We start from the raw sequence: 13,515 nt of genomic DNA on the forward strand, positions 1-13,515 counted from the left end.
AGAATTCGCCAATGGTCCGGTAATTGTCCTTGATGTCGGATGCCGCCAGTCTGGGCGCCGACTCCAGGATGTCGATGGAGTCGGCCGGTTCCTCGATCACCATGAAGCAGTTTTCGACCTGATCCAGCGAGAAGCCGCGCAGATGCACGATGAACTCCGGCTGGCCGGGCTGGGTGCCGATGTGCTTCGGCAGGCCACCGGGATAGGAGGGCACGAAGGCCGGATTGTCGATGGCCGGACGGCCGCCGATGGCCACCAGGATGTTGGCGGCCTGGCAGAAATGCTCCATCTCCTGCATGGCGATGTCGATGATCATCCCGGCGATCACGCCGTTCTTCGCATCGTCCAGCGAATAGGCGGCCTGGAGATAGGCCGGCAGCGTCGCGTGCTCCAGCTCCACCGCGAGCTGGAGGTTGGCGCGCACCTCGTCCAGCGTCCGCGGCGTCTTGGCCTGGACGACGAGCGAGGGGCCTCGCTTGGGCAGGTCGGTGGCCTTGGCGCCGGCGGTCGGGACCGAGCGGGTCGCCGCCATGGTTTGGGTCGTCATGTGGGTTCTCTCCACCAATCGGATGGTTGGGGCGGGGGCTCGGCCCGTTATTTCTTCAAATATGTGGCAGGGTGCGGCGCGGTGTCCTCGGCCGGCGGCGCCTGGACGGCGGCCCACATCATCGACTCCGTCGCGGGTGCGGCCGGCGGCTCGGCGACCGGCCCGGCAGAAGATGGCTTCGCCGCCGCGGTGCCGCGCACCGGATTGGCGGCCCATTTCAGGATCGCGGCCTTCTTGTTCGGCGACAGGTCGCGCACCGCCGGCATGTAGTTCGGGTTCTCTTCCGGAAGCGACAGGGCGGTTTGCAGCGAATACAGGTGTTTGCGCACGCTGTCATAGTCGCCCATGTTCAGCACCGGCAGCATCACCGGATAGAGCGCGGCGTATTGCGCCAGGATCGGCTTGATGTCGGCTTCCCAGCTCGGCTCCTCGGGGATCTCGTAGCCGCTCCACACCAGGAAACTGATGAAGTCCCAGGGGTTGCTGTAGGTGTCCGCGCCGACGTCGCTCAGCGTCGGCCGCACGCCATAGACCTGCCCGTCGATGTCGTCCACCGCGCGCGGCTGACCCGGATCAGCGGCGGAGAATGTGACGGCGGCCTTACCGGCGGCATCGGTCCGGATCGACGGCGGGAAGCCCAGCGCGCCGGCGGGAACGCCGACCGGCGGGTCGCCCTCGCCGCCGAGCGAGCTGTTGTCGAAGGCCAGCGCGACCTCGGCATCGGCCAGCGGCTTGCCGAAGACGGTCGCCCACACCGTGGTCTCGGCGCTGTCGCCGGGAGCCATGCGGAAGACGAACTCGTCGGCGCGCAGGGCCTTCGTCGGCCGGCTCCTGCCCCAGCAGCGTGTCGGCGCCAGCCTTGCGCACGGCCAGCGGGCTTGTCGCAACGGCCGACAGCTGCGCATCGACCAGTGCGATGTCGGCGATGCCGGCGGTGCGCCGGTACCAGCCGTTGTCGGGGGTCACCTCGCCCAGCGGCTGGAAGCCCTGCACCGCATCGAGATAGCCGACCTGCAGCGTCTCGCCGACGATGTCGCCGCGCCATTCCTTGAACGGGATGGAGTTGCCGAGGTCGATGGCCAGCGCCTTGCGCGCCTCGTCCACCACCGCGGTGGCGTAATAGAACAGGGTCGGGGCCGACTGGCTCTGCTTCTGGCTCGGCTGCAGCTTGCGGCCCAGCGTGAAGAAGCGCGGCTAGTCCGCGCGGGCGACGCCGATGCTGCCGGTGATCAGGCCCATGGTGAAGTCGGGCAGCGGCGGATAGCGGGTGCCGTCGCCGCTCACGGCACCGGTCACCGCGCAGTCGGTCAGACGCCAGACACCGGTGCCGTAGGGATTCCAATAGCCGATGTCCCAGTTCGCATAATCGGCCGCCGTATAGTTCGTCCCGTCATAGTTGGACGGAAAGTTGTTGACGGTCGAAACGTCGGCGATGAACTTGCCGGTGAAATTCAGCCGCGGCCCAGTCAAATATGCCATCGCGCTTCCCCCGCTTCGTCATGATAACACTGGATGAAATCTGATTTTTGAAGACATGCGGGCGCCTATGGATCGGCTTACCCGCCCCCATCACGCAAAATTTACACGGATATACATTGCTTTACGGCCGGATATGTCCGGCTGCTGCTTCAGCGTGCCTGCTCCATTTTCATCATCTTCCATATCACAAAAATGGATTAGTGAAAACATAAATACATGCGATGGGTATTGTTGGATATCAATGAGCACGTAAAATTGAATATGTTCAGAGATACACACTCAGATGCCCATGTTTGCTCAGCCGGTTGCCAACCTCCTGCGAGGACACCGGCGAGCATAGGTGATGCGACAGAGCGCAGCGGCAATGCATCACCGCAATTGCCGTCACACCCCTGCTCTTCACATATGTCTTGGTTCACGGTCGGAATCCGACCATCGACGCCACTGATCCGTTCAGGATGCCCAAAATCCGAGCTTGCGAAGCCGGTTCCCAGGCTGTGGCGCGGATGGTGACGCGGCTGTACCGGTGCGGCGAAGACCGACACCGTCCGTCTCAGGCCATCCGCATCACGGCCGTCCGTTTCAAGGAATGACGGTCGTCGTCTGCCCCGGATTGATCACCGACACCACGCCGCCCCAGTTGCACATGCACTTCGACACATTGTCCAGCGCCGGCATATGGTCCAGCATCACCGTCGGCGCGCCCGGCACCCAGGGCGTCAGGGTGGCGGGAATGCAGGGCATCGGCGTCAGCACGCCCATCGCCGCCGCCGTCGCCGAAGCCACCGTAGGGTTGGCAAGGCTGGTGCACATACCGAACGGCGTGATGTTGACCATCGGCTTGTGGTCCGTGATGTTCGCCGCCGGCTGGTTGCCGTCCATGACGCCATGGACGGGAAGCACCACGAAAGTCGACGGGGCCATCCCGAAGCTGCATTGAAGCGTCGCGCCGTTCACCACCTGCATCGGCATGCGTGCTTATCCTTCCAAATCACCGCTGTCGGCATGACTGCATCGACTCAAATCATACCGGGGCATATTGCGATTTGCCAGAATGCCCATGGTCTTCACTCAAATCCCGCAGCCTTTTCCGCATCGGATCGTTTCTTGGGATCGACACCGCCCCTGTTGCGGCCATCGATAACAATCCATGCCGAATTCCTTACGGATTTGAATAAGCCTGCCGATGCGCGGGAGTCAACATGCTCCACGCGGCCCCGCCGTCGGCCCCAATACGGTGCATCCGCGGGCTCCGGACAAATCGGGCAGCACAGCAAAGCCTTGCCTGCCGGTGATTGTTCAGCTCCTTATCCAACGGACGAAGCAGGTTCAGGCCGGACAGGAGCGGGCGCTGGTGCGCATTCACATCATCAACCCGGCGGCGGATTTCCCCAGCTACCACACGGCCGATTTCTTCGCGGCCTGGGGACTTGGCGGGCGCAGCTCGGTGGCAGACCTGTCGACCACGACCCTGGCCGCCTTCGTGCCGCCGGACTGGGACATCCGCCTGACCGACGAGGCGATCACGCCGCTGCCGGACCGCCCCGCCACCGAGGACGCCGACATCGTCGCGATCACCGGCAAGTCGTCCCAGCGCAACCGCATGCTGCAGCTGGCCGACCGCTACCGCGCGATGGGGCGGCGGGTGGTGATCGGCGGCTCCTACGCCTCGCTCAGCCCGGAGGATGTGCGCCCCCACGCCGACGTGCTGGTCACCGGCGAGATCGAGGACATCGCGGCGGATCTGTTCGCCGATCTGGCCGCCGGCCGGCCGCGCGACCGCTACGAAGGGACGCGGCCGGACCTTCGGCGCTCTCCGCTGCCGCGCTGGGACCTCTATCCCAACAAGAGCGCCAACATGGGGGCGATCCAGACCTCCCGCGGCTGTCCCTTCCAGTGCGATTTCTGCGACGTGATCCAATATCTCGGCCGCAAGCAGCGCCACAAGGATCCCGATCAGGTGATCGCCGAGCTGGACGTCCTGCACCGCCACGGCTACCGCAGCGTCTTCCTGGCCGACGACAACTTCACCGTCTACCGCAGCCGTGCGCACGACATGCTGACGGCATTGCGGCGGTGGAACGAGGCGCATGCCGATGCGCCGATGCGCTTCATGACCCAGGTGTCGATCGACCTCGCCCGCGACGCCGATCTGATGGCGGCCTGCAAGGCGGCTGGGCTGGACAACGTCTTCATCGGCATCGAGACGATCAACGAGGACAGCCTGCGCCAGTCCGGCAAGCTGCAGAACCTCTACCAGTCGACCTCTGACGCGCTGGCCACCATCCTGTCGCACGGCATCGCGGTGTCCGGCGGCATCATCGTCGGCTTCGACGCCGACGGGCCCGACATCTTCGACCGGCTGGCCGGCTTCATCGAGGATTGCCCGGTGCCGGTGCTGTCGGTGGGCGCGCTGGTGGCGCCGCCGGGCACCCCACTCCACGATCGTCTCGCCGCCGAGGGGCGGCTGGCCGGCGACGACGCGCAGAGTGCGGCCAACCCCTTCACCACCAACATCCACCCGGCGCGGATGAGCCGGCGCGACCTGCTCGACGGGCTGGCGCGGCTGTGCGCCGACATCTACAGCCCGGCCGCCTACGGCCGCCGGATCGCAAAATTCCTGGACGCTTACGGCGGAGCAAACCGTCCCGCGCAGGCACCGCAACCGATCCCGCTGTCGCCGCTGCTGCGCAGCGTGCTGAAGCGGTTGTCCGGCTTCGGCCCCGCCGAAAAGCAGATGATCCTCGACGCCATGACCGCCGCCCGCTTCAGACCCGACGCCCAGATGGAGGTGATGGGAGCGCTGGGTCGCTATGCACAGATCCGGCACATGCTCGGCGCCACCGCCGGGAGCACCGCCGCCGGGTGATCGCGCCTCCGGGACCGGGCGTTGCCACGGCCGAGCGGGTCATTTCCGTACCCGTGCCATCAGTTCGCCGACGATTCCGCGGCGGAAGAGCAGGACGCAGACGACGAAGATGCAGCCGATCACCACCGGCACCGGCAGGCTGGTGGAGGCGAGGTAGCTTTCCAGCGTCACCACCAGCCCGGCACCGACCACCGGCCCGAACAGCATGCCCATGCCGCCCAACAGCGTCATCAGCACCACCTCGCCCGACATCTGCCACGTCACGTCGGTCAGGCTGGCGAGCTGGAACACCAGCGCCTTGGTCCCGCCGGCCAGCCCGGCCAGCGAGGCCGACAGCACGAAGGCCACCAGCTTGTAGCGGTCGGTGCGGTAGCCGAGCGACACCGCGCGCGGCTCGTTCTCGCGGATCGCCTTCAGCACCTGGCCGAAGGGCGAATGCACCGTGCGCCAGATCAGGGCGAAGCCGGCGACGAAGATCGCCAGCACGGCGTAGTACATGGTCAGCGGCTGGCTGAGGTCGAACAGCCCGAACAACAGGCCGCGCGGCACGCCCTGGATGCCGTCCTCGCCATGGGTGAAGGGCAGCTGCAGCGCCAGGAAGAACACCATCTGCGACAGCGCCAGCGTGATCATGGCGAAATAGATGCCCTGCCGGCGGATGGCGATCAACCCGAAGACCAGCCCCATCAGCCCGGCGACCGCGGTGGCGGCGAGCAGGCCTGCCTCAGGCGCCCAGCCCCATTCCTTCACCACATGCGCGGCGATGTAGGCCGCCCCGCCGAAGAAGGCGGCATGGCCGAAGCTGAGCAAACCGGCGAAGCCGATCAACAGGTTGAAGGCGCAGGCGAACAGCGCGAAGCACAGCACCTTCATCAGAAAGACGGGATACAGGGCATAGGGCGCCAGGACCGCCAGCAGCAGCCCGGCTCCGGTCAGCAGGATCTTCGGCGAGCCGCCGGACATGACAAGGCCTTCGTGCAGTGTGTCGCGGGTTTGCATGGTCATGGCTTATCTCTCCCGTCCGAACAGGCCGGCCGGCTTCACCATCAGCACCACGGCCATAATGACGAACACCACGATGTTGGACGCTTCGGGATAGAAGACCTTGGTCAGCCCTTCCAGCAGCCCCAGCCCGAGGCCGGTGACGATGGCGCCGAGGATCGACCCCATGCCGCCGATCACCACCACTGCGAACACCACGATGATCAGGTTCGACCCCATCAGCGGCGACACCTGATAGATCGGCGCCGCCAGCACCCCGGCCAGACCGGCCAGCGCCACGCCGAAGCCGTAGGTCAGCGACACCATCACCGGCACGTTGATGCCGAAGGCCTGCACCAGCGTCGGGTTCTCGGTCGCCGCCCGCAGATAGGCGCCCAACTTGGTCCGCTCGATGGCGAACCAGGTGCCAAGGCACACCAGAAGCGACGCCGCCACCACCCAGCCGCGGTAGGTCGGCAGATACATGAAGCCCAGGTTGGTGCCGCCCTTCAGCAGGTCGGGAATGGGATAGGGCTGGCCCGACACGCCATACTGGTGGCGGAAGGCGCCCTCGAAGATCAGCGCCAGACCGAAGGTCAGCAGCAGGCCATAGAGATGGTCGACCTTGTAGAGCCGGCGCAGCATGGTGCGCTCCAGCACCAGCCCGACGGCGCCGACCACCAGCGGCGCCAGCACCAGCGCCCCCCAATAGCCGATGCCGGCATAGGTCAGCAGCAGCCACGCCACGAAGGCGCCGACCATGTACAAGGCACCATGCGCCATGTTGACGACGTTGAGCATGCCGAAGATCACCGCCAGCCCCAGGCTGAGCAGCGCATAGAAGGAGCCGTTGATCAGGCCGAGCAGAAGCTGGCCGAACAGGGCTTGCGGCGGAATGCCGAGCAGTTGGGACATCGGGCGTCTCTCTCCCGCTCACACGCCGAGATAGGTGTGGAGCTTGTCCATGTTGGCGTCGAGCTGGTCGTTGGGGATCATGTCCACCACATGCCCCTCCTCCATCACGTAATGGCGGTCGGCGATGGTGGCGGCGAAGCGGAAGTTCTGCTCCACCAGCACGATGGTGAAGCCGCGGGCCTTGAGCGCCCGCACCGCGACGCCGATCTGCTCGATGATGACCGGGGCCAGACCCTCGGTCGGCTCGTCCAGCAGGATCAGGGTGGCGCCGGTGCGCAGGATGCGGGCGATCGCCAGCATCTGCTGCTCGCCGCCCGACAGCCGCGTGCCCTGCGTCGAGCCGCGGCCCTTCAGGTTGGGGAACAGGTCGTGGATCTGCGGCACCGTCATCCCGCCGTCCTTCACCACCGGCGGCAGCGTCAGGTTCTCGTCCACGCTGAGGCTTGAGAAGATGCCGCGCTCCTCCGGCACATAGCCGATGCCAAGGCGCGGAATCCTGTGCTGGGCCATGCCGATCAGCTCGGTGCCCTGGAAGCGGATCGAGCCGGTGCGCTTGCCCATGATCCCCATGATGGCGCGCATGGTCGAGGTCTTGCCGGCGCCGTTGCGGCCCAGCAGCGTCACCACCTCGCCCTGGCGCACCTCCAGGCTGACGCCGTGCAGCACATGGCTTTCGCCGTAGTAGCCGTGCAGGTCGGCGATCTCCAGCATCGCCGTTCCGGTGTGGGCGGTCTTGGTGTGCATCCCGTCAGGCATGTCCGGTCCCCATATAAGCTTCCATCACCTGCGGGTTCTTGGAGACGACCTCGTAGGGTCCCTCCGCCAGGATCTCGCCGCGGCGCAGAACGGTGATGGTGTCCGACAGGTGGGCGACGACCGACAAATTGTGCTCCACCATCAGCACGGTGCGGTCGGCGGCGACCCGCTTGATGAGAGCCGCCGTGCCCTCGATGTCCTCATGGCCCATGCCGGCCAGCGGCTCGTCGAGCAGCATCACCTCCGGGTCGAGCGCGAGCGTGGTGGCGATCTCCAGGGCGCGCTTGCGGCCATAGGGCAGCTCGGCGGCGGTGTGGCCGGCCCAGGGGGTGAGGTTCACCGCCTCGATCAGCTCCAGCGCCCGGTCATGCAGGTCGTAGAGCGACGACTCCGACTTCCAGAAATGGAAACTGGTGCCGAGCGGCCTCTGCAAGGCGACGCGGACATTCTCCAGCACGCTGAGGTGCGGGAAGACGGCCGAGATCTGGAAGGAGCGGACCAGCCCCATCAGCGCGATGTCGGCCGGCTTGGTGCGGGTGATGTCGCGGCCCTTGTAGAGGATCTGGCCGCGCGTGGGGGTGAGGAACTTGGTCAGCAGGTTGAACACCGTGCTCTTGCCGGCGCCGTTCGGGCCGATCAGCGCGTGGATGGTGCCGCGGCGAACCTGAAGGTTCACACCCCGAACCGCCACGAACCCCTTGAACTCCTTCGTCAGGGTGCGCGCTTCCAGGATGATGTCTGACACCGCATTTCCTCCACTCGCGCCATTGAGTTCAACTTTTTGTTGTGCGAACATTTTTGTTGAGAGCCCCCGCGTCGATGAGCCCCGAACACGCCCTGTTTCACATTTGCGGCGTTCACCATGCCAATTCGAGGATCTCCCGGACATCATCCTCCCCGGTGATCGGACGCGGGTTGCTGCGCACCATCATGTTTTGCATGGCCCCCGCCGCGATGGCTGCGAAATGGTCGCGCGTCACCCCGACCGACCGCAGGCTGCCCGGCTGGCCGAGATCGTGCACCAGATCGGCGACCGCCGCTGCGGCGTCGCCGTCCCCCCATCCCAGCGCGCGGGCCACCAGCGCTTGGCGGTCAGCGTTCACAGCATGGTTCCAGCGCAGCACGCTGGGCAACATCACGCAGGAGCAATGGCCGTGCGGCACGCCGGCGACAGCGCCAAGCTGGTGGCCGATGCCGTGGCTGGCCCCCCACTCCACCCGGCCGAGCCCGGTCGTGGCCAGCCAGACACCGAGCTGGCTCTCCAGCCGGGCGTCGAGATCGTCCGGCCGCTCCCGGTTGGCCCGCAGCGCGCGCGCCAGCATGGTCAGCCCGTGCAAGCACGTCGCGTCGGTGAAGGCCTGCGGCCGGCGCGAGCAGACCGTTTCCACCGCATGGTCGACGGCGCGGATGCCGGTGGACAGCCACAGCCGCTCCGGCGTGTGGACCGTCACGGCGGGATCGAGGATGACCACCTGCCCACCGATGTGCCGCCCGGTGTAGAGATCCTTGACCCGGCGCTCCGGGTCGGTGGCGCCGCCCAGGTTGGAGAATTCGGCCCCCGACAGGGTGGTCGGCACGATGATCTGGCGCAGCGGCGGGTCCTTCACCACCGGGACGATGCGGCTTCCGTCCTCAGCGACCCGGATGCGGACGGTGTCGAAGCCGGCCGCATCGGTGATCCCCTCGGCCAGCGCCACCAGCGCCACCTTCACCGTGTCTATCGGCGTTCCGCCGCCGACGGTGACGATCAGGTCCGGTTGGAGCCGCCGCACCTCCCCGGCCAAAGCGAGGACGGAGGCGCGCGGCACATGCTCGACGCAGCCGTCGAAGACCCCGGCGCAGGCGTCGCCCAGCGCCGCACGGATGGCGGCGACGACATCGGTGGAACGGCTCAGCGTCCGGCTCGCCACGATCAGCGGGCGCCGCTTGCCCAGCGTCGCAACGGTGGCCGCAACGGCCTCGGCCGCCGGCCGGCCGTAGATGACCCGATCCTGCGCCAGGAACTCATAGACTCCTACCTGCATCGCCGTTCCCCCGTTTGCTGGTCCCCTCGCGCCGGCCGGCGTTACCGCCCGGTTACTGCCCGACCAGCGGGCAGCCACCTTCCGACATCGGGCGGTAAGCCTCGTCGCCAGGCACACGGCCCAGGATCTTGTAATAGTCCCAGGCGCCTTTGGATTCCGCCGGGCTCTTGACCTGGAACAGGTACATGTCACGGACGACGCGCCCATCGGCCCGAATCTTGAAATTGTCGCTGAACATGTCGTTGACCGGGATCTCCTTCATCGTCTTCGACACGGTCAGGGAGTCGTCGGTCCCGGCCTTCTCGACCGCTTTCAGATAATGCAGCACCGCACCGTAGACGCCGGCCTGCGCCGCCGTCGGCGCACGGCCGCCGAACCGCTCCATGAACTTGCGCGACCAGGCGCGGGTCTTCTCGTCCTGGTCCCAATAGAAGGACTCGGTGAACACCAGCCCCTGCGCGTCCTTCAGGCCGATCGAATGGACGTCGGTGATGAAGATCAGCAACCCGACCAGCCTCTGCCCGCTCTGGACGATGCCGAACTCGGCGGCCTGCTTGATCGCGTTCACCGTGTCGCCGCCGGCGTTCGCCAGCCCGATGATCTTGCTCCTGGACGCCTGCGCCTGAAGCAGATAGGACGAGAAATCGAGGGTGTTCAGCGGATGGCGCACGGTTCCCAGAACCTTGCCGCCGGCCTTCTCGACGAAGGCGATGCCGTCGCGCTCCTGCGAATGGCTGCCGGCGTTGTCGCCGGTCAGGAAGAACCAGGTGTCGGCGCCCTGCTTGACCAGCCCGCGCACGGTGCTGTTGGCCATGGCGTAGCTGTCATAGGTCCAGTGGATCGTCGTCGGCGCGCAGGACTTGCCGGTGAAATCGGTCGAGGCCGGACCCGACAGCATCAGCATCCGGTTCTTCTCGCGGGTCACGCTCAGCACGCCGAGCGCGGTGGCGGAGTGCGGCACGTCGACAATGGCGTCCACCCCGTCGCGGTCGATCCATTCCCGGGCGATGGCCGACCCGACGTCGGGCTTGTTCTGGTGGTCGGCGCTGACGAGGACGACCGGCTTGCCGGCGACCTTGCCGCCGAACTCCTCCACCGCCATTTTCGCGGCGACGACCGAGCCCTCGCCGCCGAGATCGGCGTAGAGCCCCGAGCGGTCGTTCAGCACGCCGATCTTGACGGTGCCGTCGGAGATCTGTGCCGCCGCCGGCCCGCCCGCAGCAATGCCGGCCGCCAAGGCGGCGATGAACGCAATGCGCATTTCGTGTCCTCCCAGAATGTTGTTTTTCAAAGTCGTCTTCAGCCGTTCGACCGGCTTTGCCGTCTCAGCGCACGCGCTCAAGCACGCTGACGTAGTTGGCGACCGCGGCACCGCCCATGTTGAAGATGCCGCCCTTGGTCGCCCCCGGAATCTGGACACCGCTGGCCGTGCCCATAAGTTGCATGGCGGTCATCACATGCATCGACACGCCGGTCGCGCCGATCGGGTGTCCCTTGGCCTTGAGTCCGCCCGACGGGTTGACGGGCAGCCGCCCGCCGACCTCGGTCCAGCCCTCCAGCAGGGCGCGGTGTCCCTCGCCCGGCGGCGTCAGCCCCATCGCCTCGTATTCGATCAGCTCGGCGATGGTGAAGCAGTCATGCGTCTCAACGAAATCGAGATCGTCGAGCGTCAGCCCGGCCTGCTCCAGTGCCTTGCGCCAGGCAACCGAACAGCCCTCGAAGCGGGTCATGTCACGCCGGCCCATCGGCAGGAAATCGTTGACCTGCGCCTGCGCCCGCAGCCCAACCGACTTGGCGGCCCCCATCGCGACGTCGCCATGGACCAGCACCAGCGCCGCCGCCCCGTCGGACACCATCGAACAGTCGGTCCGGCGCAGCGGCCCGGCGACCAGCGGATTGCGGTCGGACACCGTCCGGCAGAACTCGACGCCGAGATCCTTGCGCATGTGGGCGAGCGGGTTGGCGGCACCGTTCCGGTGGTTCTTGGCGGCGATCAGCGCCAGCGCGTCCGACCGGTCGCCGTAACGCTGGAAATAGAGCTGGGCGATGCGGCCGAAGATCCCGGCGAAGGACAGATCGCTGCCGTCCTCCTCCGCCAGATAGCTGGCCGACGCCAGTGACGCCTGCACCTGCGCGGCCGGCGCCGCGGTCATCTTCTCCACCCCGACGACCAGCACCGAACGCGCCCGCCCGGCACCGATGGCCATCGCCGCCTGACGGATCGCGGCGGACCCGGTGGCGCAGGCGTTCTCGACGCGGGTTGCCGGCTTGAAGCGCAGGGCGTCGGCCGCCTGCAAGGCGAGCGAGGCGGGAAAGCCCTGCGGGTCGAGGCCTTGGTTGAAATGGCCGACGATGATCTCGTCGATGTCGGCGGGTGCCAGCCCGGCGTCGGCGATCGCCTCGGCGGCGACGCGCACCACCAGCGATTCAAGGGTTTCGTCGTCCAGCTTGCCGAAGCGGGTATGTGCCCAACCGATGATGTGTCCCAGCATGGTCTGACCTTCGTATCGGGGAGAGGGGCGTGGCAGGGACCACGGGGCTCCGGAGCCGCGCCAGAGCGGAAGGACCATTCAGCAACCGCAGGGGCGCCGTCGTTCCGCATTTATAGTCTGACAATCGAACTATTGATTCGCCGCACCGGCGCTGTCAATCACCTTTCAAGCACCGATCGCCGCTTTCAACCGCAGCGTTCTTTGCGCCGCGGATGGCGATATCGCAATTTTCCGGTTCGGGCGCCATGTCGGAGCCTATTGACGGACGTCCGATTTTGCACATACGATCCGATAGTCGGACTATAAATTGGCCGGTGCGGCGACCCACCCGCCATTCCGCCACCCTTTCCCAGCCCCTTTCCCGGACCGACCATGCCGCTTGAGAATTCGATGTTCCGCGCTCCCAAGGACACCGCCCGGCTGGACTGGGCGGCGATCGCCGGTCATCTCGCGGCGCACGGGCTGCGGCTCGACCGCGAAACCCCACCCCGCCAGTTCACCGGCGGACTCGCCAATCTGAATTTCCTGGTGTCGGTCAATGGGACACCGGCCGTCCTGCGCTCGCCGCCGCCGGGACCGCTGCCGCCGGGCGCCAACGACATGGCACGGGAGCACCGCATCCTCAGCCGGCTGTGGCGCACCCTGCCGTTGGCGCCGAAAAGCCTGCATCTGTGCGAGGATGCCGGGGTCGCCGGCCATCCCTTCATCCTGCTGGAGCACCGGCCGGGCGTGACGCTGGCCGGTTCCGCACCGCCGCTGCTCGAACAGCACCCGGATGCGGGGGCGCGGCTGGGACCGCTGCTGGTCGACTGCCTGGCCGACATCCACGCCGTCGATCCGGCCGCCGTCGGGCTCGGTGACTTCGGGCGGCCGGACGGCTTCCTCGACCGTGCGGTCGCCGGCTGGAGCAAGCGCGCCCACCTCTCCGCCGGGCCGGACGGCCCCCCGGCGCCGGCCGTCGAGCTGACGGAGTGGCTGGCGGACCAGCTGACCCGCGTCCGACCCGGTCCGGCGACCCTGCTGCACAACGACTTCAAGCTGGACAACCTGATCCTCGACCCGGAGCGGCTGGAGCCGGTCGCCATCCTCGACTGGGACCAGGGCACGCGCGGCGATCCGCTGTTCGATCTCGCCACCCTGCTCAGCTACTGGACGGAGGCCGGCGACCCGCCGGTGATGCACGATCTGGCGCAGATGCCGACGGCCGGTTTCGGCTTCCCGAGCCGCCGGGAGGCGGCAGAACGCTACGCCGCCCGCACCGGCCGCGACCTGTCGGAGTTCCGGTTCCACCGCGTGCTCGCCCTGTTCAAGCTGGCGGTGGTCTTCCAGCAGCTCCACGACCGCTACCGCAGCGGCACCACCAGCGACCCGCGCTACGCCGGCTTCGGTGCCATCGCGCGCGGCCTCTTCGATTTTACCCACGACATCGCCCAGGGGCGCGGCTTCTGAAGC

13 protein-coding genes (1 of these 13 running past the window's edge) are annotated in these 13,515 nt (G+C 67.0%); 2 read left to right on the forward strand and 11 right to left on the reverse strand.

The features are described 5' to 3' along the window. From ACCD06_RS29075 to ACCD06_RS29090, 4 genes are all read right to left on the reverse strand, one after another. Nucleotides 1-547, reverse strand: the start of a protein-coding gene (locus ACCD06_RS29075) for a ferritin-like domain-containing protein (RefSeq protein ID WP_413345417.1). 575 nt of this gene lie to the left of the window's left edge; only the first 547 of its 1,122 coding nucleotides appear in the window; the start codon lies at nucleotides 545-547; its stop codon lies beyond the left edge, outside the window. A gap of 47 nt (nucleotides 548-594) precedes the next feature. Then, nucleotides 595-1,434, reverse strand: a complete 840-nt coding sequence (locus ACCD06_RS29080) for a hypothetical protein (RefSeq protein ID WP_413345419.1) — start codon at nucleotides 1,432-1,434, stop codon at nucleotides 595-597. 307 nt (nucleotides 1,435-1,741) lie between these two features. Next, entirely contained in the window at nucleotides 1,742-2,026 is a 285-nt protein-coding gene (locus tag ACCD06_RS29085; protein WP_413345421.1) for a hypothetical protein, read from the reverse strand. A 582-nt stretch (nucleotides 2,027-2,608) separates the two neighbouring features. Then, nucleotides 2,609-2,998 carry a DUF4280 domain-containing protein gene (locus tag ACCD06_RS29090; RefSeq protein WP_413345423.1) on the reverse strand — a complete coding sequence of 130 codons (390 nt, stop codon included), beginning with the start codon at nucleotides 2,996-2,998 and terminating at the stop codon, nucleotides 2,609-2,611. Between the two features lie 382 nt (nucleotides 2,999-3,380). Here ACCD06_RS29090 and ACCD06_RS29095 point away from each other — a divergent pair, with 382 nt between their 5' ends. Further along, nucleotides 3,381-4,895, forward strand: a complete 1,515-nt coding sequence (locus tag ACCD06_RS29095; protein ID WP_413345425.1) for a radical SAM protein — start codon at nucleotides 3,381-3,383, stop codon at nucleotides 4,893-4,895. 39 nt (nucleotides 4,896-4,934) lie between these two features. Here the strand turns inward: ACCD06_RS29095 and ACCD06_RS29100 are convergent, their stop codons facing one another. The 7 genes from ACCD06_RS29100 to ACCD06_RS29130 all read right to left on the reverse strand — a co-directional run bounded on the left by ACCD06_RS29100 (nucleotide 4,935) and on the right by ACCD06_RS29130 (nucleotide 12,063). Then, nucleotides 4,935-5,858, reverse strand: coding sequence for a branched-chain amino acid ABC transporter permease (locus tag ACCD06_RS29100; RefSeq protein WP_413346207.1), 924 nt, complete (start codon nucleotides 5,856-5,858; stop codon nucleotides 4,935-4,937). Nucleotides 5,859-5,903: 45 nt separating this feature from the next. Further along, the gene (locus tag ACCD06_RS29105; protein ID WP_413345427.1) at nucleotides 5,904-6,791 is read right to left on the reverse strand and encodes a branched-chain amino acid ABC transporter permease; all 888 of its coding nucleotides are present in this window, start codon (nucleotides 6,789-6,791) and stop codon (nucleotides 5,904-5,906) included. 18 nt (nucleotides 6,792-6,809) lie between these two features. Beyond that, entirely contained in the window at nucleotides 6,810-7,547 is a 738-nt protein-coding gene (locus ACCD06_RS29110) for an ABC transporter ATP-binding protein (RefSeq protein ID WP_136701669.1), read from the reverse strand. Further along, nucleotides 7,540-8,343 carry an ABC transporter ATP-binding protein gene (locus ACCD06_RS29115; RefSeq protein ID WP_413345429.1) on the reverse strand — a complete coding sequence of 268 codons (804 nt, stop codon included), beginning with the start codon at nucleotides 8,341-8,343 and terminating at the stop codon, nucleotides 7,540-7,542. The genes ACCD06_RS29110 and ACCD06_RS29115 overlap by 8 nt, the downstream gene beginning before the upstream one ends. 61 nt (nucleotides 8,344-8,404) lie before the next feature. Continuing rightward, nucleotides 8,405-9,571: an iron-containing alcohol dehydrogenase gene (locus ACCD06_RS29120; protein WP_413345431.1), complete on the reverse strand. Its 1,167-nt coding sequence runs from the start codon at nucleotides 9,569-9,571 to the stop codon at nucleotides 8,405-8,407. Between the two features lie 52 nt (nucleotides 9,572-9,623). Then, nucleotides 9,624-10,832 carry an ABC transporter substrate-binding protein gene (locus ACCD06_RS29125; protein ID WP_136701666.1) on the reverse strand — a complete coding sequence of 403 codons (1,209 nt, stop codon included), beginning with the start codon at nucleotides 10,830-10,832 and terminating at the stop codon, nucleotides 9,624-9,626. 64 nt (nucleotides 10,833-10,896) lie between these two features. Further along, a complete protein-coding gene (locus ACCD06_RS29130) occupies nucleotides 10,897-12,063 on the reverse strand; it encodes an acetyl-CoA acetyltransferase (protein WP_413345433.1) in 1,167 nt (388 codons plus the stop codon). 372 nt (nucleotides 12,064-12,435) lie between these two features. On the opposite strand from ACCD06_RS29130, the gene ACCD06_RS29135 reads away from it, so the two are divergent. Beyond that, nucleotides 12,436-13,512 carry a phosphotransferase family protein gene (locus ACCD06_RS29135; RefSeq protein ID WP_413345435.1) on the forward strand — a complete coding sequence of 359 codons (1,077 nt, stop codon included), beginning with the start codon at nucleotides 12,436-12,438 and terminating at the stop codon, nucleotides 13,510-13,512. Nucleotides 13,513-13,515 lie beyond the last annotated feature (3 nt).

The sequence above is a fragment of the Azospirillum sp. CT11-132 genome, assembly GCF_047302835.1.
Classification (GTDB): Bacteria; Pseudomonadota; Alphaproteobacteria; order Azospirillales; family Azospirillaceae; genus Azospirillum.